This window comes from Simplicispira metamorpha, assembly GCF_004341365.1.
GTDB lineage: Bacteria > Pseudomonadota > Gammaproteobacteria > Burkholderiales > Burkholderiaceae_C > Simplicispira > Simplicispira metamorpha.
This window is the reverse complement of the sequence record NZ_SLXH01000026.1, coordinates 44,695-71,151: the sequence shown is the minus strand read 5'-3', so window position 1 is coordinate 71,151 and position 26,457 is coordinate 44,695. Positions and strand designations below refer to the sequence as shown.

Below are 26,457 nucleotides of genomic sequence, written 5' to 3'. Positions count from 1 at the left end.
TGACGCCCTCATATCCGGCAAGCTGTACGGCCAGCCCACCGAGCGCACCAGCAAGAGCGGCAAACCGTTCGCCCTGGCCAAGGTGCGCGCCGCTGCTGGCGACGGTGAAAGCCTGTTCGTGAACGTGATCGCCTTCGATGCCGCGCCCTGCACCGCACTGCTGGCGCTGGGAGACGGCGACAGCGTGGCCTTGTCGGGCAGCCTCACGCCCAAGGTATGGGTGGACAAAGAAGGCAACGCCCGGCCCGGTCTCGACCTGGTGGCGCACCAGGTGCTGACGGCCTACCACGTCACCCGCAAGCGCAACGCCATGCAACGCGGCGAGAACGTTTCAGGCAACGCACCCGCAACGCGCCAGCAACGCCCCAAGGATGAAGCGTGGCGTGCGATGGCGCCACGAGATCGAAGCGGCCTCGATGACGGCGCACCGCTGGATTGGTGAGGTGCCAGGCATGACCACCACACTCCCGCTGCGCGCCCAGAGCTGGCGCATCGTGCAGCGCGCGCCCGTGGTGTTTGTGCGCAGCGAATCCATGCAGCCCATGCCCGAACCGGTGTATGGCGGCAGCATCGACGCGCTGTGGAGCATTGCCAACGTGCCCGAGGCCATGCTCCCCCTGGTGCTGGCCTGGCTGCTGGACTGCCTGCGCCCGGACACACCGTTTTTGGGGCTGGAGCTGGTGGGCAAGTAAGGCTGCGGCAAAAGCACCACCGCCGAAGCCCTGCGCGCTTGATTGACCCCAGCGGCTGCAACCTGCGCAGCGCCCCCAAGAGCATTGAAGACGTGTTTGTGGCCGCTGGCAAAAACCATGTGGTGGCCTACGAAAACATCAGCCACCTGACGGCGCCCATGCAAAACGCGCTGGCCATCTTGTCCACGGGCGGTGGCTTTGCCAAACGCCAGTTGTTTACCGACGCTGACGAGCACGTCATCAACGTGCGCCGCCCCTGGCTGGTCAACGGCATTTCGCTCTGGCAGTTCGATGGTGCTGATGGGGGGTGGGCACAATGCCCTAGAAAGAGGACGCAGCGCCGCTGAATTTCACCTGAACTCCGGGACTATTAGGGGTCGGATAACTTGTGCAATACTTGCTCTGTCCTCTTCGTTAACCGCGAGGGCTCTGGCTATGACAAGAAAGGAGGTGCCAGATGTACGATGTACTTTCTGTTGCAGACGCCCTTTTGCGAATTGCCAAAAAAAAAGGCAAATCACTTACTCCTATGCAGCTTGTTAAGCTGACATACATCGCTCACGGTTGGAGCCTGGCACTTCGAAATAAAGATTTGTTCCGCAATCGAATTGAAGCTTGGAAATATGGCCCAGTAATTCCAGACCTTTACCAAGTGACCAAGCACCATGGCAGAAATCCGATGCCTTTGGATTTAATTGGTGGTGATGATGATTTTCCTGTTCAACCAGAAGACAAAAAGTTCTTGGAGGAAATCTTTAATGCATACGGTCATTTGGATGGCATCAGGCTCTCTTACCTGACTCATCAAGCAGGTACGCCGTGGACAGACGCCTATGTACCTGGTGTTAATGCAGAGATTACAGATGCAAATATTTCCGAGCATTACAGAGCATTACTAAGTGAGCGAAGAAGAATTACCTCCTGAGAGTGTTTTCGGCATTCCACCTCCGGACGTTCCTTCTTCAGGTCTTCGCTGGGCATCTAGCCCCGCAAGAAAGGAAGAAAAGGAGTGGGGCGAACTTGACAAAATCAAGCATCAGAATGATGGACGATGGCTCAGGGTCTATGGCTGGATATTGGTCTCATTAACCATTGTTTTTGCTGCTATCTTCATTTCAGCGCTGCTGATATGGTCTTGGCACCATCTAGCTCCTGCTTTTTTAGGCCAGACTCGTCTGCACTGGCTAAATCCAGAGCAAATTGGAAAAATTCAGTCCATACTTTTTAGCGGCGGCATGGGCGCCGTAATCTCAGGTATCGTAAAAAACCAAATCAGTAAAGGGCATTAAAGCCTCTTTTTTACGAAAGGCAGTCCTACTGATTTGCTTAATTCCTAGCTATAAAAGGAAGCCCTGCTATAACTAGTAGGGCTTTTTTTACTGGTTTTTAAGCTGAGGCACGTGGATTCCGAAAAAAAGTAGCGCGTAGTTCTTGAACGTGATTGCCTTTGCACCCCATACCTGCAGCGCACCACCCCTAGAGGTGCGCCATCTGCACCACACGAGCGCTGCAACCGCGCCGACCTTGAGCCGCTGGATTTCTGAAGCTATGACAGCACCCACGCCCAATGACCTTCGCGCCCAGGTGCTGGCGCTGCGCCGCACGCAATCGGCCCGCGCCGTGGCCCAGGCCCTGAACATCCCCTTGGGCACGGTCAAGGCCATCAGCAGCCGTGCAGGCATCACCCGCGACAACACCACGCTGCGCGCGTTCTTCCGGCTGCCCGAGATCGTGGCCAGCGACTGCACCGCACTGCAACCCCCGGTTGCACCGCCCCAGCCCGTGGCCGTCACGGGGAACAAGGACTTGGACGCTGTGCTGTGGCTGCGCCAGGTCGTGCAGACCGGGGATGCCGCCCTGATTGCCAAGGCCATGCAGGCCGCCGAGCGCATCAAGACCCCGGTCAAAGAGCTGGAAAAGCGCTACGGGGACTTCCTCATGCGCGAGAGTGGCGGCAACACCATGCGCGCCGTCTTTGGCAGCATCGGCTTTGCCGACCTCAAGGGGCTGGCCGAGCGCACACTGGACAAGCAGGCCCGCAAGCGCGAGGCACTGGCCCGGTTTGGCAGTGAGCAGGCGGTGTTTGCCGAGAACGTGCAGGAGCGGTTTTGCGTGGATGCGCTGGCGCTGGTGCCGGTGGCCACCAAGGGCTGGCGCGAGTACGACCCGGCCCAGGCCAATGCCGCGTTTGACCACCACCAGGACATGGCCCCGCACACTCTGGCCGACTGCCTGCACGAGCTGGAATTCTGGGATGCGCTCTACCACCTGCGCAACGGCTGGGACAACGCGGGGGACGACCTGCCCGAGGTCAGCGCCCGGCGCCACTACATCGAGGCCCACTGCCTGGCCAGCATCCGGCCCAAGACCCGCGACGAGGCCAAGGCCGTGCTGCGCTACATGGCCGCGCACGAGATGTTCGACCGCAACGAAACGGATGCCGTGCTGGAGAACCTGGTGGGGTAAGCAGACAGATATCAATTCAGCCTTGATCGGTACCGAACTGGACAACAATGGCGCGGAGTTGTTTGCAGATGCCAAATATGAACATGAAACGCCGCTGACACCATGGGAAATCCTCATAACCGCAAATTCAAGTGTTGGGCTGCTGCTTGTGGCAATTGTGGCGAAGGGCCGTCAGCTGAACACCTTGTATCCAAGTGCCTTTTTCCGGAAGGCGTCGTGCGTGTATCTGGCTTTGACTGGTGCAAGCAGGAGGCCAAATCTATAGGGATCAATGGCCTTCAACGGCAGATCCTCTGCAAGGCACATAACTCTGCACTCTCTGATGCAGACTCGGAAGCGAAAAAGGCCGTGGGTCTCTTCCAGCGATCCGCAACACCCACTAAGGACGGCTCTTTGGGCGACAACAAGATCGACGGCCAAAAACTTGAACGCTGGTTGCTCAAGACCGCCATCAATCTCTCCTATGGTGGCAACCTGCACATTGGCATCGGCATGAATGGTTCCATGCCAGGTCTGCCCTCGCCTTACCTCATAGACGTGGCTTTTGGGAGGCGGTCCTTCAGCCATCTGATGGGAGTCCACTTCCTCTTGCCTGACAAAGCAACCTCGCACAGCCCAAGTGAAATCATCATGTTCCCGCTAATCAAGGATGGGAATATAGGAGGCTTCTACTTTGAGCTTCGCTCACAGCCTGTCTTTCTGAATCTCTTTCCTGGCCATGCGCCACCGACCTTGGGCGCTGTGGCAGAAAAGCTTGGGCTTCAGCAAGCACTTCTAGATGCGAAGATGGTCTATCGACCGCCTCAGATTGCCACAATATCGAATAGCATGCCGACCAGCTTAATTAAGCTCAAGTGGTAGAAAACTAGGCATCTGCGTTTTCTTGCTGCGCACCGAGTTCTTTGCTTGGCCTTCGGTCGTGAGAACTCCGCAGCAATCGTTAACTCATCCAAGACTTGTTGATGCAGGGTAGGTTGGGGCCAACCAATTCAATGCAGGTTGCCACCGCCGTGACCGAGTGCCACCGTGGCAGCCCAGCAATCTTGGCTGGATTTGAAATCAGACCATCACCGACCCGGCCAGCGTGCCGGGTTTTTGCTTTGTGGCGGGGGGTTCCAGAGCGGTACGAAAACGGCCCCTCGCCTGTTGGCAAAAGTTGACGTTTGCTGGCAAATGCAGGCGTTCAGGATGCCTTGACACTGCACCACGCACTGCTGGAACTTCAGTTTCCACAGCCACTTCATAAAACTTCAGTTTCCAGCCGCAGATTTACAGGAAGGGGGTTTCCACGGGAACCTGCACTTGAACCTGTCAAAACCTTACATCTTGGGAGGTACGCACAGGGGTGGTACGCAAGCTGGTACGCACGGAATCGGGGGCGCTGGCGCAGGTTAGCGCTGGCAGGTTAGCGCCGTGGTTAGCGCGTAAACAAGGTGCTGGTAAACAGCGGGGTAAACAAGAAATCGGGCGTTTGCGGGGGGCTGGACCGCGCTGGCACTGGGCCCAGTTTTTACCCCAGTCAGATTTGAAATCCAGGTGGGCGACGAGCAGGTGATGGACTGGAGCCAAGCTACACAGATACTTCAGAGTCGTCCCGCTTCACAATCTGCCGTGGCTTTCCCAATCTAGCGTCTAGCAATCTTTGCGCGAGCGTCTTGCTCCATCCGTAAGACCGCCTAAATTTCACTGGCGCATTCTCCTTGAACATGATGTGCAGCCATGTAATTTCGACCAAGCTGTCGTTGGAGCGCGTTGATAAATCGGCACGTATATCGCGCACCATCGCCTTGGCTTCGGTCAGTGTCATCGTCATGGTCGAATCGTCATCGTGAGCAGTATTGGGTGCCCCGGCAGTGCCGCCTCTATGGACACCGGCATTGCAGAGCGCTGGATGACACGGCTGGCCAGCGCACCGAGGCAAGCGCAGTCTATCGGCCTGGAACCCGCATTGCTTCACGACGCAAAAGAAAAAACCCGGAGATTCCTATGGGCCGTCTGGTGTGTTCATCACGCCCTCTAGATGGGGCCCCTATCTCCGGGCTTTTGCGGAGATGCTACACAGCCATCACCGCGCTGGACCGGGCTACTGCTGGCGCCGCTGGCCGTACACCCAGGCGACCGGCTGAAAAATGAGCCGGTTGATTTCGGCGGGGCCACGCTGGTGGCTGCGCCTGGCAGGCCGTGGCGGGAATCCCCGCTTCGCCCGTTGGGGGCAAACCGGGATTGCCCGCTTTGGGTAGCCCGCTCTGGTGGGCATCCAGTTTGGGCGAATACCGAGCAAGCCGCGCAGCACTTAGTAAAACTTAGCATTCAGCGCGCCGCGCAGCCCCGATTTTTCCGAACAGTACGCGCGCGCGAGAGGTCTGCACGAAGCTGCCAATGGTTTCCAAGCCTGTTATCAAAAGTCATGGTTCAAGCGGGTATTGCTGCCCACTGCGCATTCACCGTGCTGCTGGCAAATGCTGGCACCACGGCTGAACTTTCAGCCCTCGATGGCCCAGAGCAGCCCAGCCAGCATCGACACCTAAAAGATGGTGTAGTTCTGGATCATCTGGCGAGCCGCTCACCAAAAAAGTGGAGCGGGCCCACCGCACACAGCTTGCGATGAGCACAGCTGAATTCTGAGCCAACGATGGCAAGGGGGTGGATTTCAAATCTGACCCCCTTGGCCAGGTGGCCCGCCGCCGCCACGACCAGCGCCAGCACCGTGCAAGCCCCTTCAAAGCCCCTTGCAAGCAACGTTAAAGCACCGTGCAAGCAACGTTAAAGCACCGTGCAAGCAACGTTAAAGCACTGTGCAAGCACCAGAAAAGTGCAGGCGGTGCAGCCCCCCAGAAGGTGCAGAAACTCTGTACCGCAGTCTGTAAACAGTCTGTAAATGGCAGAAAACAAAAAACCCCGCTACCAGATTGATAGCAGGGTTTCCTTATGTAGCTTGGTAGGGCGTGAGGGACTTGAACCCGCGACCAAAGGATTATGAGTCCTCTGCTCTAACCAACTGAGCTAACGCCCCAGATCACGCTGACGCCGCGCGAAGCCGCTATTGTAGGGGCTTACTTGTGGTGACTGAGGGCGTTGGACACCAACCTGGACGTAATGTCCACGATATGGATCATGCGATCGTACGGCATGCGCGTGGGGCCGATCACCCCCAAGGTGCCAACCACCTGACCATCGACTTCATACGGCGCACTGACCACAGAAAGCTCTTCAAAAGGCACTACCTGGCTTTCTCCACCAATATAGATGCGCACGCCCTCGGCCTGGCTGGAAATATCCAGCAAGCGCAATATCTGCGTTTTCTGCTCGAATAAATCGAAAGCCCGCCGCAGATTTCCCATGTTTTTAGAAAAATCACTGACAGCCAGAAGATTTCTTTCACCAGAAATAACCACTTCGTCTTGTGCCTGCTCAAAAGCCTCTGAACTCACGTTGACTGCTGCCAGCATCAGGGTGGCGATTTCACCGCGCAGGCTGTCCACTTCGGTGGCTAGGCGCTCGCGCACCTGCTCCATGGTCATGCCGACGTAATGCATGTTGAGAAAATTGGCGACCTCTACCAATTGGGTCTGGGTGAAATCTGTCTCTGAAAAAATGACCCGGTTCTGCACGTCCCCATCGGGTGAAACGATGATGACCAAAAATCTGCCTTCCGAAAGACGCAAGAACTCGATGTGGCGAAAAACCGAGGTACGCCTGGGCGCCATGACCACGCCGACAAACTGCGACAGGCTGGACAGCAATTGCGCTGCATTCACAATGACTTTTTGGGGCTGGTCAGGAATGAGCTGGGGTGGAGACAGCTGCTCGCGATTGGCCGTGAGCATGGTGTCTACAAACAACCGATAACCTTTTGCCGTAGGAATTCGGCCCGCCGATGTATGCGGACTGGCAATCAGCCCCAACGCCTCCAGATCCGCCATCACATTGCGGATGGTGGCAGCAGAAAGATCCAGGCCCGATGCGCGTGAGAGCGTGCGGGAGCCAACCGGCTGCCCGTCTTCAATATAGCGCTCGACCAGCGCTTTGAGCAACAACTTGGAACGTTCATCGAGCATGTCACGATTTTAGTGATGTAATTTCGCCATGAAGCTTAGTTTTCAACACGTTGCTCTGATCGGAAAATACCAGAGCCCTGTTTCTGAGGCCATGGCAGAAAATGTTCGCAAGGATCTGGAAAGCATTGCCCAGTTTCTCGTTGACCAAGGTTGCTCTGTCGCACTGGAGGCACAAACTGCCCTGCACACCGGATTGACGCAGTATGCGGCGCTGGACGCCGCTGGCATTGGCGAACGGTGCGACCTGGGTTTGGTAGTAGGCGGTGATGGAACCATGCTGAGCATTGGTCGCCAGTTGGCTCCCTACGGCATTCCGCTGGTGGGCATCAACCAAGGGCGCCTTGGCTTCGTCACTGATATTCCGCTGAACAACTACCAGGCAACACTGACGCCCATTTTGCATGGTCAGTTTGAAGAAGACCACCGCCCACTGATGCATGCACGCGTCATACGCGATGGGGTGTGCGTCTTTGACGCTTTTGCCATGAACGATGTGGTGGTTAACCGCGGCGCAACCTCCGGCATGGTGGAGTTGCGGGTTGAAGTGGACGGTCGTTTTGTTGCCAACCAGCGGGCTGACGGCCTGATCATTGCTTCCCCGACCGGCTCCACCGCCTACGCCCTATCGGCGGGCGGGCCCATGCTGCACCCCTCCATTCCGGGCTGGGTGCTGGTGCCAATTGCCCCACACACTCTGTCCAACCGCCCGATTGTTTTGGCGGACATCACCGAGATCGCCATTGAAATCGTGAGCGGTCGCGATGCCAGTGCCAATTTTGATATGCAATCGCTGGCCTCGCTGCTGCATGGCGACCGCATTCTGGTCAAGCGCTCAGAATACTGCGTGCGTTTTCTGCACCCCTGTGGCTGGAGTTATTTCGATACCTTGCGGAAAAAACTGCGCTGGAACGAAGGGGGCTCCTGACGATGGCGCTCAAGAGCATCACGCTGCGCGATTTCGTGATTGTTCACCAACTCGATCTGGAGCTTTCTCCTGGCTTCACTGCACTGACTGGAGAGACTGGGGCGGGCAAATCCATCCTGATCGACGCCTTGCAACTGGCCCTGGGCGAGCGTGCTGACAGTGCCGTGGTGCGCGAAGGCGCGCAGCGCACCGATGTCTGTGCAGAGTTTGACTGCCCCGCACTGCTGCACCCATGGCTACAAGAGGCAGGTTTTACTGCCGATGAACACCTGCTGCTGCGGCGCACCGTAGATTTGCAGGGCAAGAGCCGCGCATGGATCAATGGCGTACCTGCCACTGCCACCCAATTGCGCACAGTGGGCGAGCACCTGCTGGACATCCACGGACAACATGCCTGGCAAAGCCTGACGCGCCCCGATGCAGTGCGCGGTCTACTGGACGCTTACGCCGGCATTGCCATGCAGAATGAGGTGGCCAGCCACTGGGCGCAGTGGCGCGCCGCACAAAAGGCATTGACCCAGGCACGCAGCGCACAAGACCACCTGCAACGTGACCGCGAGCGACTGCAATGGCAGATCGCAGAGGTGGAAAAACTCGCGCCCGGCGATGACGAGTGGGAAGAACTCAACGCCCAGCACACCCGACTGACCCACGCCCAATCCTTGCTTGATGCAGCGCAAGAGGCATTGAAACTGCTCGATGCAGAAGAAACGGGCGCCCTGCCATGCCTGTCCCGGGCGCAAGAGCAATTGCAGGCACAAGAGCACCTCGAACCGGCATTCAAAAACCTCAGTGACGCACTGATCTCCAGCGTGGCGCATGCCGAAGAAGTGGTGCGCTCATTGCACGCCTACCTGCGCCATGCGGATCTGGATCCGCAAAGCCTGTCGGCGTTGGATACCCGGGTGGCTTTGTGGCTGACCCTGGCACGGCGTTACAAGCGCACACCCGTGGAGCTTCCACATTTGCTCCAGTCCTGGAAAAACGAGTTGCAGGTATTGAACACTGCCGCAGACCTGGACAGTCTGGAGGCCACGGAAAAGAAAGCAGCCGATACATTCAACCGTGCAGCCCGCAAGCTTTCACAGGCACGCGCCCAAGCAGCGCCGCGCCTGTCCCAAGCCATCACCGACGCCATGCAAGTGCTGGGAATGCAGGGTGGACGGTTTCAAGTCGCTTTGGCTCCCAGTGCCAACCCTGCTGCCCATGGCCTGGATGAAGTCACTTTTCTGATAGCGGCCCACCCCGACGCCACGCCCAAGCCGATTGGCAAAATTGCTTCCGGCGGCGAGCTCTCGCGCATCTCCCTGGCCATTGCTGTGACGACCAGCGCACTGGGCACGGCATCCACACTGATCTTTGACGAGGTCGATTCTGGCGTCGGCGGGGCTGTCGCGGACGCTGTGGGCCGACTGATGCGCCAGTTGGGCCAGGATCGCCAGGTGCTGGCCGTGACTCACCTGCCACAAGTGGCTTCGCAGGCCCACCAGCACTTGGTCGTATCCAAAGACCATGGGGGTGCGGGCACCAGCAGCACCGTGAAAGTGGTGCAAGGCGAGCAGCGCGTGACCGAAGTAGCCCGCATGCTGGGCGGACAGCGCCTGTCCAAAACCACACTGGCCCATGCCCGCGAAATGCTGGGCACCGCACACGCTGCACTGCAGGGAGAACAGCAACCATGACACTCGAAATTGCCTTGATTACCGGGATGTCGGGCTCGGGAAAATCCGTCGCCTTGCGCGCCCTGGAGGATGCCGGCTATTACTGTGTGGATAACCTGCCACCAGAGCTGTTGGCGCCTTTTGTGGCACTGGAGCACCGCCACCACGGCAACAGAGTTGCCATTGCCATGGATGTGCGCAGCGCCACCTCCTTGCCCCAGGTACCGCAAGAATTGGAGCGCTTGCGCAGCCAGGGCATCGTCGTGCATTCCCTTTTCCTGGACGCCACCACGGATACGCTGGTGCGGCGCTTCTCTGAAACACGCAGGCGCCATCCCCTCTCCCACGACGATCTCACCGACGGACGGCGCGCGCTGGTACAGGTCATCGAGCTGGAGCGCGAACTGCTGGCCGACCTGCGCGAACAAGCCCATGTCATCGACACCAGCGCTATCCGGGCCTCACAGCTGCAAAGCTACGTGAAGGGGCTGATGTCATCCGCTCCAGACCAACTCACGCTGGTGTTCCAGTCTTTTGCATTCAAGCGCGGCATTCCGGTCGATGCAGACTACGTTTTTGACGTGCGCATGCTGCCCAATCCACACTATGAGCCAGCCCTGAAGGATTTGACAGGACTAGATCAACCCGTTGCAGACTATTTGGCACACCAACCAGAAGTGCGCCAAATGCGCAGCCATATCGAACAATTTCTCAACCACTGGCTGGAGTTTTTGGCCCAGAACCACCGCAGCTATGTCACCGTCGCCATTGGCTGTACGGGAGGCCAGCACCGCTCGGTGTATTTGGTGGAGCGGCTGGCAGAAACTTTCAGCAGCCGCTGGATGACGCTGCGCCGCCATCGCGAGCTTGATGCTTGATCTCTGCAACCCGTGCAACAGCTACCAATTCTCCAAAAACTTGCGCACCGGCGCAGGCAGGCCTATTTGGCGCCATTGCCCGGCATCAAACCAGCCGCCATCTTCGCCAACCGGCACACCGAAGGTACTGGACGCCAGTACTGGGTGCAGGTACAGGTCGCGGTGGGTCAGCACATGCAAGAACGCTGGCAACTCGGTCACTTGCGGGGCTTCCAATATGGCAGGGTGTGCCAGTAGCTGCTCGCGGGCCTCGAATACGGGTAAACAATGCAGGCCGGCCCAGATACCCGTGGCCGGGCGCTTGTGCAGCCACACCCGTCCAGCCCCATCGCGCAGCACCAGCAGCCACCAGGACTGTGCTTTGCGCACCAGCTTGCGCGTTTTGACCGGGTAGCGCTCCGGTTCGCCTTGTCGCGCGGCCACGCAGCCGTCTTGCAGGGGGCATTGCGCGCACACAGGTTTGCGCGACAAACAAATCGTGGCGCCCAAATCCATCAACCCCTGGGTATAGCGCGGCATGGCATGAGCCAAGTCATCCTGGGGAAGAAGGGTCTGAGCGTGATCCCACAGGCGCCGCTCGTTGGCTGCCAGCGCCAGATCGGCATCAAACCCCAGCCAACGTGTCAGCACGCGCTTGACGTTGGCGTCCAGGATGGGCACGCGCTCTGAAAAACAAAAAGCAGCGATGGCGCCTGCAGTCGATCGGCCAATACCCGGGAGCAATGCCAACGCCTGTGCCGAGGACGGAAAGGCGCCGCCATGCTGCGCCACCACCATCTGGGCACAGCGGTGCAAATTGCGCGCACGGCTGTAATAGCCCAGCCCACTCCACAGTGCCAGCACCTCATCTTCCGAAGCATGTGCCAGCGCAGTGACATCAGCAAAGCGCTGCAAAAAACGCTCGTAGTAATCGAGCACTGTCGTGACCTGCGTTTGCTGCAGCATGATTTCTGACAGCCAGACCCGGTACGGATCGCGCGTTTGCTGCCAGGGCAAATGGTGGCGCCCATACTGCGTTTGCCAGCGCACCACCTGCTGCGCCAAGGTAGCAACACGCGCTGTCATGCAGCTACGGCACTGGGGGGGTGCTCCACGGCCACTGCGGGCTCCAGCGACAATTTCAGCAACTGCGCTGTCTGGCTCTGGAAACTGGTTTCCAACTGGGTCAGCAACTGATCGCCTTCTTCAATTTCTGCAATCCGCTCGACCAAGCCGCTGGCGGCTTTCTGGATGCGGTCTATCGCCTCAATGCGGCGGGCAAAGCTGCGTCGGCGCTCGCGCAACTGGGCGTCCAGCTGGGCGGTGGCAGATTTACTCCACAGCTCCAGGTCGTTGGCCGCAGACTCAAACACGGTGCGTACCCGCATGAACAGCGCGCGCCCCAGGCGCTCGGCAAATTCCGGGCGAGCCAACTTGAAGGCGTTGCCCATGCTCAGGTATTGCAGATGCCCCTGCTCAATGGAGGCCAGATCGGCCGCCAGCGGCTCCAGCGGCGGTGTGGCGGGCACTTGCAGCGAGAAGCCAAACTCTGCGTTGAGCTGGCTGAAGGTTCCCCCCAGCATGGCCTGAATCTCAATAGTGGACGCTTGCGCACCATCGAGCGTGGCACGCAAATTGGCAAAAGCCTCCGCATAGATTTTCTTCACACCCAGCTTCAGGCCCCTTTGCTGCAATGCAGCCACCAAAGGCTTGAGTTGCTCTTTCAGGGCTTTGGTACCCAACTGCACAAAAACATCGTTCAGCAGCTTCAAATGCACGGCGCGCACGGCTTGTATGCGGGCGGCGCTAAGGTCAAATTCAGTTTGCTCCTGCTCGATGCGGGTGCGCATGGATTCGATCACCGAGGCATTCTTGCCACGCAAACTGCGCAGCTCCAACATCTGGTCATCGAGGTCTCGGCGGCGGATATTGAGCAGGCGCGATGTCTCGGTGTTCAAGCCTGCCACGCCCGCCGCTACCGCCGCCCGCAATATGGCCTGGCGCTGACCCATGATGCCTTGCGATAGCGCATCCTCCAGCACCGGCAAGCCGCTGGCTTGCAGCAGCGCAGCATCCTGGGTGATTTTGGCCAGCAGCCCTTTTTGTGCCGACACCGGCAGCACCTGCTCCACACGCACACCCAGCATCTGCGCAGAGGTGCTGCGCTGCTTGTCCAACTGCGCCTGCACTTTCTCCGGGGCGTTGAGCGCATCCCACAGAGTGTCGATCTTGTTCAATACCACCAGACGCGAGTCGGTGCCCGCCTGCGTCGAAACCAGGTGCTCGCGCCAAATCGACAGATCAGAGCGTGTAACACCCGTGTCAGCGCCCAGGATGAACACCACAGCATGGGCCTGCGGAATCAGGTTGACCGTCAGCTCGGGCTCGGCACCCACGGCGTTGAGGCCGGGCGTATCCAGAATCACCAGCCCCTCTTTAAGCAGGGGGTGGGGCATATTGATCAGGGCGTGGCGCCACAAGGGCACTTCGACCAGGCCTTGATCGTCCAGCGCGGGATTGTCCTCAGGCAGTTCGTCGTGCCAAAAGCCCAGAGCGCGTGCTTCATCGGGCGTGACTTTGCGCACCTGCGCGACCTTTTCCAGCGCTGCTGCGATCTGGTCAGCACTGTGAATATCCAGGGGCAGCGTCTCCCAAGCGCCCGGCTTGAGGCGCCATTCGGCCAAACTCAAGGGCTGCAGCCGGGTATCGATGGGCAGCAAACGCAGGCAGGGCCCCAGAGTGGGGTCGTAGCCCAGCTCGGTGGGGCACATGGTGGTACGCCCGGGGCTGGCCGGCATGATGCGGCGGCCATAACCGGCAAAGAAAATAGCGTTGATCAGCTCGGATTTGCCGCGCGAAAACTCGGCAACAAAAGCCACCATGATTTTGTCGGAGCGGATCTGGTTTTCAAGGCGTTGCAGACGCTCTTGCACAGCAGCGTCCATCAACTCGTGGGAGTCCAGCCACTCGGCCAAACGCTTCAACTGCTGGGCAAACGCACGCCGCCAAGCGCCGTGCAGTTCAAACTGATCGTTGAATGAGGATCCCACTTTGTTCCCGGAAATCAAGAGGTCGTCTGCAAAAACGCTCTTAAAACAATAGCTGCTTGCGCCCAATGCACGCAGGCTGGATGCCGATTTGCTTCAAGAATGCTGGCAGCGTGGACAGTAGTAACTGCTGCGCTGTGCCTGGCGCACCATGCGCACGGGCGTGGCGCAAGTATGACAGGGTGCGCCCTCACGCCCATAGACATGGGCTTGCGCTTGGAAATGTCCGGCGCTGCCATCGGCACTGCTGAAATCGCGCAGGGTACTGCCGCCCGCTGCCACCGCCTGGCGCAGCACTTGTACGATGGCCTGGTGCAGTTTGCGCGCCCGCGCCTGGCCAATGCGCGCGGCTTTGGTGGTGGGACGAATGCCCGCCAGAAACAGCACTTCCGACGCGTAAATGTTGCCCACCCCCACCACCAGGCGCCCGGCCAGCAGCACCTGCTTGATGGGCGAACGGCTGGCTTGCAGGCCGCGCCAGAAAGGCTCGAACACAAAATCATCGGCCAGTGGCTCCACGCCCAGTGCACCCAAGAGCTTGCGTGCTGGTGCGTCGTGCTCGTCCTGCGCATAGACCACGGCGCCAAAGCGGCGCGGATCGTGCAAACGCAAGGTGCCTTGGGTCGTTGCCAGATCAAAATGGTCGTGCACCCCTGGGGCGGGCAAGCTGGCGGCAAAGCGCAGGCTGCCCGACATGCCCAGATGCAACAGCAGCAAGCCTTTGTCCAGATCCAGCAGCAGGTATTTGCCACGTCGGCGCACCCCCAGCACCACACGCCCGGCCAGATCGGCAGGCGCGTAACCCAAAGGCCAGCGCAGGGGCTTGCCCAACGCCACGACCACAATCCGCGCCCCGGCAATAGCCTGGTGAAAACTCAGGCGGGTGACTTCAACCTCTGGCAATTCGGGCATAGGAAAAGACATCCAATGGGGCATTCGGGCTTCGATTATTATGGTTTTATGGCCTCTATCCATCGTTTCATGATCTCTGCGCTGACCGCCGTCCTGGTGACTGGCACAGCCCCCACTTGGGCAGCTACAGCCGCAGCCAAGGCCACCCGCACACCACCCGCCAACACCGGTGCCAGCGAGGAGCCGCCTGATGCGGCCATGGGGGCGGAGCTTTTCTATGAAGTTCTGCTGGGTGAAATCACCACCCGTGCGGGCGATCCCGCCACTGGCTTTGCCCTGATGCTGGAGGCTGCTCGCCAAAGCAACGACGAAAAAGTCTACCAACGCGCTGCTGACATCGCCTTGCAGGCGCGCTCAGGCGAGTCCGCTCTGGCTGCTGCACAAGCCTGGAAAGCGGCGTGGCCACAATCACGCGAAGCCAATCGCTATGTGCTGCAAATCCTGGTCGCACTCAACCGCATCAGCGACAGCGCGGTGCCACTGGCGCAAGAGCTGACACAATCGCCGCCGTATGCCAAAACGGCAACACTGCTGGCCCTGCCGCAGCTGTACCGCCGTGCCAGCGACAAAGCACTGGCCGCCGCCATCGTCGAGCAAGCGCTGGCTGCCGACCTGCGCCAGCCCGACACCGCACCACCGGCCTGGGTCGCCATAGGCCGCATGCGGCTGCTGGCCGAAGACGTACCCGGCGCCTTGCAAGCTGCGGCACAAGCGCAAAACACCGCCCCCCACTACGATGGCGCCGCCTTGCTGGCACTGGAGCTGCTGGGCCGTGGCGAAGAAGCCGCCAGCACCGTAGTGCAGACTTACTTTGATGCACAACCCAGTCCTGAAATGCGCATGGCCTATGCCCGCGTATTGATCGAATTGCAGCGCAACACCGAAGCCCTGCAACAGTTGCAAAGCGCTACCGCCGCCCAACCCGACCTAACCCAAGCCTGGCTGATGCAGGCAGCACTGCTGTTGCAAGAAGAAAAACTGGCCGAAGCCGAGGCCGCGCTGCAACGCTTTATTGCACTGACCACAGCCTCTGCGGCCCCCAGTACCAACGGGCCCCGCGCACTGACGCAGGCCTACCTTCTGTATGCACAAATTGCCGAAAAACGCGGCGACCCAGACAACGCAGAAGCGTGGCTTAACCGCATCGACCACCCGCAAGACCTGTTCAGCGCGCAACTACAGCGGGCTTCCCTGCTGGCACGCCAAGGCAAACTGACTCGCGCCCGCGCACTGGTCAGCACCCTGCCCGCAGCCACCGCCGAAGAAGAACAACTGAAGCTGCTGGCAGAAGTTCAAATACTGCGCGACGCCCACGAATACGACCAAGCCTATGCCGTTCAGACACGTGTGGTGGCCCAATCCCCCGACGACAACGAGTTTGTCTACGACCAGGCCATGCTGGCCGAAAAAGCGGGCAAGCTTGACACTATGGAACGGCTGCTGCGCCAGATCATTGCCCGCCAGCCCGATTTTCACCACGCACTCAATGCGCTGGGTTATTCATTCGCTGACCGGGGCATCCGCCTAGCAGAGGCAAAAACACTGATTGAAACCGCCCTGCGCCATGCCCCCAACGACCCCTTCATCACTGACAGCCTCGGTTGGGTGGAGTTTCGAATGGGTAACCGCACGCAAGCCTTACGCATCCTGGAAACCGCCTTCCAAAAACAGCCTGACGCCGAAATCGCCGCGCATCTGGGCGAAGTACTCTGGAGCCTGGGCGAGCAAGAGCGTGCCAAGGAAGTCTGGCGCGAAGGCCTGCGGCTCAAGCCCAACAACGACACCCTGAAAAGCACCATCAAGCGCTTGGGTGCCACGCTCTGATGCCCTGCCACAGCCATCGGTACAACGCTGCGCCGGGCGCCGCACACCCCCCCCACGGGAAACTTGCCAGACGCCGACTGGCCGCCGTGGCGGTGCTGGCGCCATTGCTGGCCTTGGCGGGCTGTAGCACCCCCCCCTCGCCGACAGCGACCAGCGGCGCACTGCGCACCCACTGGAGCGGACGCCTGGCGCTACAACTGGAAGGCCAGGCTGCACAGTCTTTTTCTGCGGCCTTCGAACTGGATGGCAACCCGCTCCACGGCGAACTCAGGCTCTTGAGCCCGTTTGGCAACACGCTGGTGCAACTCGACTGGAAGCCTGGGCATGCCCGGCTCCACTCGGGCGAGACTACGCAGGAATCCTCTTCGCTGGAAGATTTGCTGGAACAAGCCACCGGAGCAGCCATCCCAGTGACCGCACTGTTCAGCTGGCTCTCGGGGATACCAGCAACCAGCGACGGCTGGCATGCAGATCTGAGTGCCATTGGGCAAGGAAAAATGCTGGCGCAGCGCCAGACACCTGAGCCCCGGGCCACACTGCGCATCACGTTTGAACGCTAGGAACACAAGCTGTGCAAGCACTCTATGACGTCCCCGCGCCCGCCAAGCTGAATCTGTTTTTGCACATCACCGGGCGCCGCCCCGATGGCTACCACCTACTGCAATCGGTGTTCATGCTGATCGACTGGAGCGACACCCTGCACTTTGCGTTGCGCCATGACGGACACATCAGTCGCGAAGACCTGGGCGCGCCCCTGCCCCCGGATGACCTGACGGTGCGCGCTGCACGTGCACTGCAAGCGGCCACTGGTTGCGCCCTGGGCGCGCACATCGGCGTACTCAAACAAGTGCCAGCCCAGGCGGGCATGGGCGGCGGTTCTTCCGATGCGGCCTCTACGCTGCTGGCACTGAACCGGCTGTGGCACCTGAACCTGGATCGCCCGACCCTGATGCGCATTGGCCTGACGCTGGGAGCGGACGTACCCTTTTTCCTGTGCGGAGACAACGCCTGGGTAGAGGGCATCGGAGAGGCTATTACGCCGCTCCCCCCCGAGCACGCACTCCCGTCGGCACGTTTTGTGGTGATCAAACCCGCCGCAGGATTGGATACTCCACAAATTTTTTCATCACCTACGCTCAAACGCGATTCAGTCAGTGCTACAATCGCAGGCTTCGCTGCAAAACATTTTGATTTTGGTCAAAACGACTTGCAGAGCACCGCTGAAGCGCTGTGTCCCGATGTAAAAAAAGTCCTTAATTGGCTTGATTTGCACAAATTACGCGGTAAAATGACGGGCTCTGGAAGCGCAGTTTTTGCAAGGATATCGCACCAAGTTGACTTCAGCCAATCTCCCGGCGAGTGGCAAGTCAAACAGTGTGAAAACCTGCAAACCCATCCATTAAAAGACTGGGTTTAAGGTGAAAAGTTAAAGGTTGGTTGCCACGCGGCAGCCAACCCGTGTAGGGGAGTCGCCAAGCTGGTTAAGGCACCGGATTTTGATTCCGGCATGCGAAGGTTCGAATCCTTCTTCCCCTGCCAAATATTTGCCGCATACAGGCACTAATCTCAGACTGCTGGGCCGCTCATGCAAGCCAACCAACCCGACTTCATGGTTTTCACCGGCAATGCCAATCCTGGCATGGCTGCTGAAATCGCCCAACACCTTGGAACCACTCTGGGTGCAGCAGACGTAGGTCGCTTCTCGGACGGTGAAGTCACTGTCGAAATCAAACAAAACGTTCGTGCCCGCGACGTCTTCGTGGTGCAGTCCACCTGCGCACCCACGAACGAAAACCTCATGGAATTGCTGATCATGGTCGATGCGCTCAAGCGTGCATCTGCCGAACGCATCAGCGCGGTGATCCCCTACTTCGGCTACGCCCGCCAGGATCGCCGTCCCCGCTCCAGCCGCGTGCCCATCTCGGCCAAAGTGGTAGCCAACATGCTGCAAGCCGTGGGCGTGGCCCGCGTGCTGACCATGGACTTGCACGCCGACCAGATTCAGGGTTTTTTCGATATCCCCGTGGACAACATCTACGCCTCGCCGGTGCTGCTGGGCGACCTGAACCAGAAGAAATACGACGACCTCATCGTCGTTTCTCCTGACGTGGGTGGCGTGGTGCGTGCCCGTGCTCTGGCCAAACAACTCGGTTGTGATCTGGCCATCATCGACAAGCGCCGTCCCAAGGCCAATGTGTCGGAAGTCATGCACGTCATCGGCGAAATCGAAGGCCGCAACTGCGTGATCATGGACGACATGATCGACACTGCTGGCACCCTGGTCAAAGCGGCTGAAGTGCTCAAGGCCCGTGGCGCCAAAAAGGTGTACGCCTACTGCACGCACCCCATCTTCTCGGGCCCTGCCATTGAACGCATCACCAAGGGCTCGGCCCTGGATGAAGTGGTCGTGACCAACACCATTCCCTTGAGCGAAGCCGCCAAGGAATGCGCCAAAATCCGCCAGCTCTCGGTGGCACCGCTGATCGCTGAGACGATACAGCGCATTGCCAAAGGCGAATCGGTGATGAGTTTGTTCTCAGACCAGAACGACCTGTTCTGAGTCTTGGAACACCACAGAGGCTCCCGGTTCTCGGGGGCCTTTTTTTAACCTGAAATGACACTGGTCGCGGTGCATTTCCCATGGAGATTTGATATGAACTTCGTCGCTTTTGAGCGCGCCAAGCAAGGCACGGGTGCGAGCCGCCGTCTGCGCAATTCGGGCCGCGCGCCCGGCATCGTCTACGGTGGTGCTACTGAACCCCAAACCATCGAAATCGACCACAACAGCCTGTGGCACGCCCTGAAGAAAGAAGCTTTCCACTCCAGCGTGCTGGACATGGAAGTGGCTGGCCAAACGCACAAAGTGGTGCTGCGCGATGTGCAATACCACCCCTACAAGCAGCAAGTGCTGCACATCGACTTCCAACGCGTCGATGACAAAACCAAGCTGCACCTGAAGGTGCCACTGCACTTCGTCGGCGCTGAAGAGTCGCCTGCGGTCAAGGCCGACAAGTGCACCGTCAACCACGTGATGACCGAAATCAACGTCTCGTGCATGCCTTCGGACCTGCCCGAGTTCATCACCGTGGACCTGAGCAGCCTCAAGAAGGGCGCAGCCCTGCACCTGCAAGACGTGCCGCTGCCCAAGGGCGCAACGCTGGTGGTGCGTGGCAGCCAGAAGAACCCCGTGGTGGTCGCCGTGGTGCCGCCAGCCGTGGTGCTCGAAGCCGGTGCTGCCGAAGCCGCTGCCGCCGCTCCTGCCAAGGGCAAGGGCAAGAAGAAGTAAGCCACCCCACTGGCTTGGCAGCCGCACGCGGCTGCTCCCTCTCAACGGCCCACCTTGCGTGGGCCGTTGGCTTTTAGGCCCCTGATAATTCTTCGCATGATCAAACTGTTTGTCGGCCTGGGCAATCCCGGGCCCGAGTACGAGGCCACGCGGCACAACGCCGGGTTTTGGTGGATTGATGCGCTGGCTCGCGAGCTCAAGGTCACGCTGCAACCCGAGCGCAGCTACTGGGGGCTGGCGGCGCGCGCCACGGTGCATGGCCATACGGTCTGGCTGCTGGAGCCGCAAACCTTCATGAACCTGTCGGGCAAATCGGTGGCGGCGCTGGCGCGTTTTTTCAAGATCACGCCGGAAGAGATTCTGGTGGCGCACGACGAGCTGGACATCAGCCCCGGCCAGGTCAAGCTCAAGCGCGGTGGCAGCCACGCCGGGCACAACGGCCTGCGCGACATCCATGCCCAGCTGGGCTCGCCCGACTACTGGCGCCTGCGCATCGGCATTGGCCACCCCGGCGTGAAATCGGATGTGGCCAACTGGGTGCTGAAAAAACCCGCGCCCGACCAGCGCACGCTGATCGAAGACAGCATTGCCCACTCGCTCAAGGCGTGGCCTGCGCTGCTGGCGGGCGAGATGGACAAGGCCACGCTGCTCATCCACACCACCAAACCGCCCCGACCCAAGCCGCCTCGGCCTGATGCAGCAGTCTAAATACTATTATTTTGATAGCTGCTTGCGCTTACTGCACAAGCCTTTGAGGCCGATTTGACCTGAAAATCTCTTGCCAGGGCACTGGGGCACATCAACCGGGCGCAGCCGCGCGCAGGCGCTCGAACTTTTGCCACAGCGTTTCCCGGCTTTCCACGTGGCGGGGGTCCACCGGGATGCAGGAGACGGGGCACACCTGCATGCACTGCGGCTCCTCAAAATGGCCCACGCATTCGGTGCATTTGGCGGGATCGATTTCGTAGATGTCGGGGCCCATGAAGATGGCCTGGTTCGGGCACTCGGGCTCGCACACATCGCAGTTGATGCATTCATCGGTAATCATCAGTGCCATGGCGTACTCCGGGCGGGATGGCAAGGCGGTGGGGCGGCAGGGTAGCGGCGGTACGGGGCAGCGGTCATGGGCCGGATTATCCCGTTCCGGTGCCCGCACTGGTGCAGCGGCGCGGCACAACCCCACCACCGGCATCAGGGGTGTTTTGCCGCTATGCTGCCACTCCCTTAACGTCCGCTGACAGGCCCTGGCCCTGCACGCCCCCCCACCGCATCGCCTGCCACCCGCCAAACACCTTCCATGGGACTGTTTCTGCTCAAACGCTTCGCCACCTTGCTGGGCACGCTGGCCGCTGCCTCGGTGGTGGTGTTTGCAGTGCTGGAGATTTTGCCCGGCAACGCTGCGCAAACCCTGATGGGCGCCGACGCCGACCCCGAGGCCGTGGCCCAGCTCAGCGCCCAGCTCGGCCTGGACCAGCCCGCCCTGCACCGCTACGGCCAGTGGATCAGCGGCCTTGTGCAAGGCGACATGGGCGAGAGCCACGCCTACGGCACGCCCGTGCTTGAGCTGGTGCAAGAGCGCCTGGCGCTGACGGTGCCGCTGGCCTTGCTGGCCATGGCCCTGGCCACTGTGCTGGCCTTGGCGGCGGGGGTGTATGCCGCCTCACGCCACAACCGGCTGGGCGATGTGGGCGTGATGGCCCTGGCGCAACTGGGCATTGCCATTCCCAATTTCTGGTTCGCCATCTTGCTGATCTTGCTGTTCTCGGTGCAGTTGCAGTGGTTTGCGGCGGGCGGGTTTCCGGGCTGGAGCGAGGACAGCGGCGGTGGCCTGTGGCCGGGCTTGAAGGCTTTGCTGCTGCCCGCCGTGTCGCTGGCTGTCGTGCAGGCGGCGATTTTGGCGCGCACCACGCGCTCGGCGGTGCTGGAGGTGCTGCGCGAAGACTTTGTGCGCACCGCCCGCGCCAAGGGCCTGGGCCAGCGCGCCGCGCTGTGGCGCCATGTGCTGCGCAACGCCATGGTGCCGGTGGTAACGGTGATGGGGCTGCAGTTTGCCAACCTGCTGGCAGGCACCATCGTGGTCGAAAACGTGTTTTACCTGCCCGGTCTGGGGCGGCTGATTTTCCAGTCGATTGCCAACCGCGATCTGATCGTGGTGCGCAATTGCGTGATGCTGCTGGCTGCCATGGTGATTGCCGTGAACTTTGTCGTTGACCTGTGCTATGGCGCCATTGACCCGCGCGTGCAGGCCCGCGACCTCTGAACCGGGCCTGACCGCCCTGACCACGCCAGCGCCCGACTGCCCACTCCACCGCTGCCCTGCCCGCCTCACCGCCCGACTGCCTTCCTCTGCCGCTGCCATGCCACCGCACCCGCCTCCTTTGCCCGCCACCAGCGCACCCCATGCCGCCCCCGGCTGGCTGGCGCGCGCACTGCACCACCGCAGCTTTGCCCTGGGCGCTGTGCTGGTGGCGCTGCTGCTGGCCTGCGCGGCGCTGTCGCTGGTGTGGACGCCCTGGTCGCCCTACGCCATGGACTTGCCCGCCAAGCTGCAAGCGCCCAGCGCCCAGCACTGGCTGGGCACCGATGCCTTTGGCCGCGACGTGGCATCGCTGCTGTTGGTGGGTGCGCGCAACTCGCTGGTGGTGGGCGCGATTGCGGTGGGCATCGGCCTGTCGGTGGGCACGGTGCTGGGGCTGTGGGCTGCGGCGCAGCGCGGCTGGGTGGAAGAGATCACCATGCGGCTGTGCGATTTCACGTTCGCCTTCCCGGCGATTTTGTCGGCCATCATGCTCACGGCGGTGTGGGGGGCGGGCATAGGCAACGCCATCATCGCCATTGGCATCTTCAATATCCCGACCTTTGCGCGGGTCACGCGGGCCTCAGCCAACGCGGTGTGGGCGCGCGACTTCATTCTGGCCGCGCGCGCCTGCGGCAAGGGCCGCTTGCGCACCACGCTGGAGCATGTGCTGCCCAACATCGCCCCGGTGCTGGTCGTGCAGGCCACGGTGCAATTTGCCATTGCCATCCTGGCCGAGGCGGCGCTGTCGTACCTGGGGCTGGGCACGCAGCCGCCCGCGCCCTCGTGGGGGCGCATGCTCAGCGAGGCGCAAACGCTGATGTTCCAGGCGCCGCTGCTGGCGGTGTGGCCGGGCGTGGCCATCGCCCTCGCCGTGCTGGGCCTGAACCTGCTGGGCGACGGCCTGCGCGACCTGCTCGACCCGCGCCTGTCGCGCCAGCGCTGAAGGTAGAACATGCCCCTGCTGCAAGTGTCCCAACTGAACATCGCCTTGCCCACGCCGCGTGGCCTGGCGCAGGCCGTGCGCGGCCTGGACTTCACCCTGGAGCGCGGCGAAACCCTGGGCCTGATTGGCGAATCGGGCTGCGGCAAATCGCTCACCGCGCTGGCGCTGATGGGGCTGCTGCCCGAGCGCGCGCGCGCCAGCGGCAGCATCCGCCTCGATGGCCAGGAGCTGCTGGGCCTGCCAGACGCCGCCCTGTGCCGCATCCGGGGCCAGCGCATGGCCATGGTGTTCCAGGAGCCCATGACGGCACTGAACCCCCTGCACCGCATTGGCGACCAGGTGGCCGAGCCACTGCGCCTGCACAGCGGATTGGGGCGCGCGCAGGCCAGAGGCCAGGCCCAGGCGCTGCTCGAGCGTGTGGGCATCGCCAACGCCGCGCAGCGCATGGACGCCTACCCGCACCAGTTCTCGGGCGGGCAGCGCCAGCGCATCACCATTGCCATGGCGCTGGCCTGTGGCCCCGACCTGCTGATTGCCGACGAGCCCACCACCGCGCTGGACGTGACGTTGCAGCAGCAAATCCTGGCCCTGATCGCCGAGCTGGTGGCCGAGCGCCAGATGGCGCTGATCCTGATCTCGCACGACCTGGGCGTGATCGCGCAAAACGTCGATCGCATGCTGGTGATGTACGGCGGCAGCGTGGTCGAGCGCGGCGCCACGGCGTCGGTGTTTTCTGCGCTGGCACACCCGTACACGCGCGGCCTGCTGGCGGCGCGCCCGCAGATGGCGCCGGTGGCGCCCACCGGGCAGCGCCCGCGCCTGGCCACCATCGCCGGCACCGTGCCCGAGCTGGCCGACCTGCCCAGCGGCTGCCCCTTTGCCGGGCGCTGCGCCTTCACCCTGCCCACCTGCCACACCACGCCGCCCCCCGCCGTCCAGGTGACTGGCGACCACGTGGCCTACTGCCTGCGCCCCGAGGCCATGGCGCCTGCGCTGGGCAGCGCACTGGGCACGGCGCCAATCGCTCCTGGGTTGATAGCTGCTAGCGCACAACCCGCAAGGGCTAGAGGCCGTTTTGATGCACGAAACACGCCCGCATCCGACCCGCCCCTGCTGCAAGTGTGCGCCCTGGCCCGCAGCTACCCGCTGGCGCGCCAGCACCTGTTCGCCCCCCGCTCCCAGCTGCACGCGCTGCAAGGCGTGGATTTTGTGGTGCGGGCCGGGCGCAGCGTGGGCATCGTCGGCGAATCGGGCTCGGGCAAATCCACCCTGGCGCGGCTGGTGATGGCGCTGGACACGCCCAGCGCAGGCAGCGTGCAGTTGCTGGGCCAAGACCTGCACGCCCTGCCCGCGCAGGCGCTGCGCCAGGCCCGGCGCGATATGCAGATGGTGTTCCAAGACCCCTACGGCTCGCTTGATCCGCGCCAGCGCATTGAACGCATCGTCACCGAGCCGCTGCAAGCGCTGGGCACCGCCAGCCGGGCCGAGCAGCGCGCGCAGGCCGCTGCCGTGCTGGCCCAGGTGGGCCTGCGCAGCAGCGACCTGGACAAATACCCGCACGAGTTCTCCGGTGGCCAGCGCCAGCGCATTGCCATTGCCCGCGCCCTCATCACCCGCCCGCGCCTGATCGTGGCCGACGAGCCGGTCAGCGCGCTCGATGTATCCGTGCAGGCGCAGGTGCTGAACCTGATGCAGGACTTGCAACAGCAGTGTGGCGTCACGTATCTGCTCATCAGCCACGACCTGGCCGTGGTCAACCACCTGTGCGACGAGGTACTGGTGCTGTACCAGGGCCGCATCGTCGAGCGCGGTGCGCCGGGCGATTTGTTCCAGAACGCCCAGCACCCCTACACCCGCACGCTGGTGGACGCCGTGCCCCGCATTGCACCCGGATACATACACGCGCGCCGCATGGCGGTGCCCATGGTGTAAAAAGCCCGGCTGCACGCTGCCACCGTATTTCTGTTTTTGCCTGGAGACACCCCCACATGCTGACCCGCCGCACCCTGCTTGCCACCGGCGCCATCGCCACCGTGCCCCTGACCTCGCTGGAGGCGCTGGCACAGAACAAAAAAGACACCGTGGTTCTGGCCCTGACGCTGGAGCCGCCGGGGCTGGACCCCACGGCGGGCGCTGCCTCGGCCATTGGCGAAATCGTGCACTACAACATCTTCGAGACGCTGACCAAAATCAACGCCGATGGCAGCGTCTCGCCCCTGCTGGCCGAGAGCTGGGAGGTATCGCCCGACCTGCGCACCACCACCTTGCGGCTGCGCAAGGGTGTCAAATTCCAGAACGGCGTGCCCTTCACGGCGGCAGCGGTCAAGTTCTCGTTCGACCGCGCGGGCGGGGACAAAAGCACCAACAAAGACAAACGCACCTTTGCCAGCCTGACCACCCAGGTGGTGGACGACCACACCGTGGTCATCATCAACAAGGACATCGACCCCGATTTTCTGTTCGTGCTGGGCCAGGCCACGGCCATCATCGTCGAGCCGCAAAGCGCCGCCACCAACGCCACCAAGCCCGTGGGCACCGGCCCCTACAAACTCAGCCACTGGAGCAAAGGCGCCTCCATCACGCTGGAGCAGTGGGCGGGTTTTCGCAACCCGGGTGCGCTGCGCATTCGCCGGGCCACGTTCCGCTTCATTTCTGACCCGGCGGCGCAGGTGGCCGCACTGCTGGCGGGCGATATCGACGCTTTTCCGCGCGTGACGCCGCGCAGCGTGGCGCAGTTCAAGGCCAACCCGCGTTTTCAGGTGGTGGTCAGCGGCTCGCGGGCCAAGACCATTCTGGCCATCAACCATGCGCGCAAGCCACTCAACGATGTGCGCGTGCGCCGCGCCATCGCTGCCGCCATCGACCGCAAAGCCGTGATTGACGGCGGTGGCGACGGCTACGGCATCGCCATTGGCAGCCACTACGTGCCCGGCGCCTTTGGCTACGTGGACACCACCGGCATCAACCCCTACGACCTGGACAAAGCCCAAAAGCTGATGGCCGAAGCGGGCGTCAAGCTGCCGCTGGAGCTGACCATGACGCTGCCGCCGCCGCCCTACGCCCGCCAGGGTGGCGAGGTGATTGCTGCGCAGCTGGCCAAAATCGGCATCCACGTCAAACTGCAAAACGTGGAATGGGCGCAGTGGCTCAGCGCCACCTATGGCCGCAAGCAGTACGACCTGACGCTGATCTCGCACGTCGAGCCGTTCGACCTGGGCAACTTTGCCAAGCCCGACTATTACTGGGGCTACCAGTCGCCACAGTTCAACGCCTTGTTCGAGCAGATCAAGACGGCCGCGCGCCCCTCCGACCGCGCCCGGCTGCTGGGCGACGCCCAGCGCTTGCTGGCCGAAGATGCAGCGCACGCCTTTTTGTACCAGCCGCAGTGGGTCACGGTGGCCGACAAGCGGCTCAAGGGGCTGTGGAAAGACATGCCGATTTTTGTCAACGACCTCTCGGCCCTGCACTGGTCTTGAGCACGGGTTTT

Annotated in this window: 26 protein-coding genes and 2 tRNA genes; 22 read left to right on the top strand and 6 right to left on the bottom strand. The window is 61.5% G+C overall.

The features are described from left to right. The 8 genes from EV674_RS13660 to EV674_RS17940 form a co-directional block, all read left to right on the top strand. A partial coding sequence (locus tag EV674_RS13660) for a single-stranded DNA-binding protein (RefSeq protein WP_132750457.1) occupies window positions 1-442 on the top strand: 442 nt, incomplete at its 5' end. 10 nt (window positions 443-452) lie between these two features. Continuing rightward, window positions 453-692 carry a hypothetical protein gene (locus EV674_RS13655; protein ID WP_119014903.1) on the top strand — a complete coding sequence of 80 codons (240 nt, stop codon included), beginning with the start codon at window positions 453-455 and terminating at the stop codon, window positions 690-692. A gap of 38 nt (window positions 693-730) precedes the next feature. After that, window positions 731-1,039, top strand: a complete 309-nt coding sequence (locus EV674_RS13650; protein WP_119014902.1) for a hypothetical protein — start codon at window positions 731-733, stop codon at window positions 1,037-1,039. Between the two features lie 110 nt (window positions 1,040-1,149). After that, window positions 1,150-1,617, top strand: a complete 468-nt coding sequence (locus EV674_RS13645) for a Panacea domain-containing protein (protein WP_119014901.1) — start codon at window positions 1,150-1,152, stop codon at window positions 1,615-1,617. Beyond that, on the top strand, window positions 1,592-1,981 hold the full coding sequence (locus EV674_RS13640) for a hypothetical protein (RefSeq protein ID WP_132750456.1): 390 nt from the start codon (window positions 1,592-1,594) through the stop codon (window positions 1,979-1,981). The genes EV674_RS13645 and EV674_RS13640 overlap by 26 nt, the downstream gene beginning before the upstream one ends. A gap of 259 nt (window positions 1,982-2,240) precedes the next feature. Further along, window positions 2,241-3,158 (top strand): hypothetical protein, encoded by a 918-nt coding sequence (locus tag EV674_RS13635; RefSeq protein WP_119014900.1) that lies wholly within the window; start codon window positions 2,241-2,243, stop codon window positions 3,156-3,158. Between the two features lie 102 nt (window positions 3,159-3,260). Beyond that, window positions 3,261-4,019, top strand: coding sequence for a hypothetical protein (locus EV674_RS17435; RefSeq protein ID WP_157983738.1), 759 nt, complete (start codon window positions 3,261-3,263; stop codon window positions 4,017-4,019). An 845-nt stretch (window positions 4,020-4,864) separates the two neighbouring features. Then, entirely contained in the window at window positions 4,865-4,990 is a 126-nt protein-coding gene (locus EV674_RS17940; protein WP_277749432.1) for a hypothetical protein, read from the top strand. 1,104 nt (window positions 4,991-6,094) lie between these two features. Here EV674_RS17940 and EV674_RS13620 read toward each other — a convergent pair. Both EV674_RS13620 and hrcA read right to left on the bottom strand, forming a co-directional pair. Beyond that, a tRNA-Ile gene (locus EV674_RS13620) sits at window positions 6,095-6,171 on the bottom strand. A gap of 40 nt (window positions 6,172-6,211) precedes the next feature. Next, the gene (hrcA, locus tag EV674_RS13615) at window positions 6,212-7,216 is read right to left on the bottom strand and encodes a heat-inducible transcriptional repressor HrcA (protein ID WP_119014110.1); all 1,005 of its coding nucleotides are present in this window, start codon (window positions 7,214-7,216) and stop codon (window positions 6,212-6,214) included. 28 nt (window positions 7,217-7,244) lie between these two features. Here hrcA and EV674_RS13610 point away from each other — a divergent pair, with 28 nt between their 5' ends. The 3 genes from EV674_RS13610 to rapZ are packed head-to-tail and all read left to right on the top strand — an operon-like array spanning window position 7,245 to window position 10,680. Beyond that, complete coding sequence (locus EV674_RS13610) at window positions 7,245-8,141, top strand: NAD kinase (protein ID WP_119014109.1); 897 nt, start codon at window positions 7,245-7,247, stop codon at window positions 8,139-8,141. A gap of 2 nt (window positions 8,142-8,143) precedes the next feature. After that, the gene (gene recN, locus EV674_RS13605) at window positions 8,144-9,823 is read left to right on the top strand and encodes a DNA repair protein RecN (protein ID WP_119014108.1); all 1,680 of its coding nucleotides are present in this window, start codon (window positions 8,144-8,146) and stop codon (window positions 9,821-9,823) included. Then, window positions 9,820-10,680: an RNase adapter RapZ gene (gene rapZ, locus EV674_RS13600; RefSeq protein ID WP_119014107.1), complete on the top strand. Its 861-nt coding sequence runs from the start codon at window positions 9,820-9,822 to the stop codon at window positions 10,678-10,680. The genes recN and rapZ overlap by 4 nt, the downstream gene beginning before the upstream one ends. Before the next feature lie 21 nt (window positions 10,681-10,701). On the opposite strand, the gene mutY is transcribed toward rapZ, so the two are convergent. The 3 genes from mutY to mutM all read right to left on the bottom strand — a co-directional run bounded on the left by mutY (window position 10,702) and on the right by mutM (window position 14,618). Further along, window positions 10,702-11,745: an A/G-specific adenine glycosylase gene (mutY, locus tag EV674_RS13595; RefSeq protein ID WP_119014106.1), complete on the bottom strand. Its 1,044-nt coding sequence runs from the start codon at window positions 11,743-11,745 to the stop codon at window positions 10,702-10,704. Beyond that, a complete protein-coding gene (locus EV674_RS13590) occupies window positions 11,742-13,709 on the bottom strand; it encodes a dynamin family protein (RefSeq protein WP_119014118.1) in 1,968 nt (655 codons plus the stop codon). Before EV674_RS13590 ends, mutY begins: the two co-directional genes overlap by 4 nt. A gap of 93 nt (window positions 13,710-13,802) precedes the next feature. Further along, window positions 13,803-14,618, bottom strand: coding sequence for a bifunctional DNA-formamidopyrimidine glycosylase/DNA-(apurinic or apyrimidinic site) lyase (gene mutM / locus EV674_RS13585; RefSeq protein ID WP_119014105.1), 816 nt, complete (start codon window positions 14,616-14,618; stop codon window positions 13,803-13,805). 69 nt (window positions 14,619-14,687) lie between these two features. Here mutM and EV674_RS13580 point away from each other — a divergent pair, with 69 nt between their 5' ends. The 7 genes from EV674_RS13580 (at window position 14,688) to pth (ending at window position 20,436) form a co-directional block, all read left to right on the top strand. Continuing rightward, a complete protein-coding gene (locus EV674_RS13580) occupies window positions 14,688-16,442 on the top strand; it encodes a tetratricopeptide repeat protein (protein ID WP_119014104.1) in 1,755 nt (584 codons plus the stop codon). Next, window positions 16,442-17,002: a lipoprotein insertase outer membrane protein LolB gene (locus EV674_RS13575; protein ID WP_119014103.1), complete on the top strand. Its 561-nt coding sequence runs from the start codon at window positions 16,442-16,444 to the stop codon at window positions 17,000-17,002. The genes EV674_RS13580 and EV674_RS13575 overlap by 1 nt, the downstream gene beginning before the upstream one ends. Before the next feature lie 11 nt (window positions 17,003-17,013). Next, on the top strand, window positions 17,014-17,859 hold the full coding sequence (ispE, locus tag EV674_RS13570; RefSeq protein WP_119014102.1) for a 4-(cytidine 5'-diphospho)-2-C-methyl-D-erythritol kinase: 846 nt from the start codon (window positions 17,014-17,016) through the stop codon (window positions 17,857-17,859). 45 nt (window positions 17,860-17,904) lie between these two features. Beyond that, window positions 17,905-17,981, top strand: a tRNA-Gln gene (locus EV674_RS13565). Window positions 17,982-18,027: 46 nt separating this feature from the next. Next, entirely contained in the window at window positions 18,028-19,002 is a 975-nt protein-coding gene (locus tag EV674_RS13560) for a ribose-phosphate pyrophosphokinase (protein ID WP_119014101.1), read from the top strand. A 93-nt stretch (window positions 19,003-19,095) separates the two neighbouring features. Further along, window positions 19,096-19,728, top strand: a complete 633-nt coding sequence (locus EV674_RS13555) for a 50S ribosomal protein L25/general stress protein Ctc (protein WP_119014100.1) — start codon at window positions 19,096-19,098, stop codon at window positions 19,726-19,728. Between the two features lie 96 nt (window positions 19,729-19,824). Beyond that, window positions 19,825-20,436, top strand: a complete 612-nt coding sequence (pth, locus tag EV674_RS13550) for an aminoacyl-tRNA hydrolase (RefSeq protein ID WP_119014099.1) — start codon at window positions 19,825-19,827, stop codon at window positions 20,434-20,436. 91 nt (window positions 20,437-20,527) lie between these two features. Here pth and EV674_RS13545 read toward each other — a convergent pair whose 3' ends face one another. Beyond that, a complete protein-coding gene (locus tag EV674_RS13545; RefSeq protein ID WP_119014098.1) occupies window positions 20,528-20,785 on the bottom strand; it encodes a YfhL family 4Fe-4S dicluster ferredoxin in 258 nt (85 codons plus the stop codon). 240 nt (window positions 20,786-21,025) lie between these two features. Here EV674_RS13545 and EV674_RS13540 point away from each other — a divergent pair, with 240 nt between their 5' ends. The 4 genes from EV674_RS13540 (at window position 21,026) to EV674_RS13525 (ending at window position 26,446) form a co-directional block, all read left to right on the top strand. Continuing rightward, a complete protein-coding gene (locus EV674_RS13540; RefSeq protein ID WP_119014097.1) occupies window positions 21,026-21,988 on the top strand; it encodes an ABC transporter permease in 963 nt (320 codons plus the stop codon). A 97-nt stretch (window positions 21,989-22,085) separates the two neighbouring features. After that, window positions 22,086-22,970: an ABC transporter permease gene (locus EV674_RS13535; RefSeq protein WP_193552705.1), complete on the top strand. Its 885-nt coding sequence runs from the start codon at window positions 22,086-22,088 to the stop codon at window positions 22,968-22,970. 9 nt (window positions 22,971-22,979) lie between these two features. After that, the gene (locus EV674_RS13530; protein ID WP_119014095.1) at window positions 22,980-24,902 is read left to right on the top strand and encodes an ABC transporter ATP-binding protein; all 1,923 of its coding nucleotides are present in this window, start codon (window positions 22,980-22,982) and stop codon (window positions 24,900-24,902) included. Window positions 24,903-24,958: 56 nt separating this feature from the next. Continuing rightward, complete coding sequence (locus tag EV674_RS13525; protein WP_119014094.1) at window positions 24,959-26,446, top strand: ABC transporter substrate-binding protein; 1,488 nt, start codon at window positions 24,959-24,961, stop codon at window positions 26,444-26,446. The last annotated feature ends 11 nt before the right edge of the window (window positions 26,447-26,457 follow it).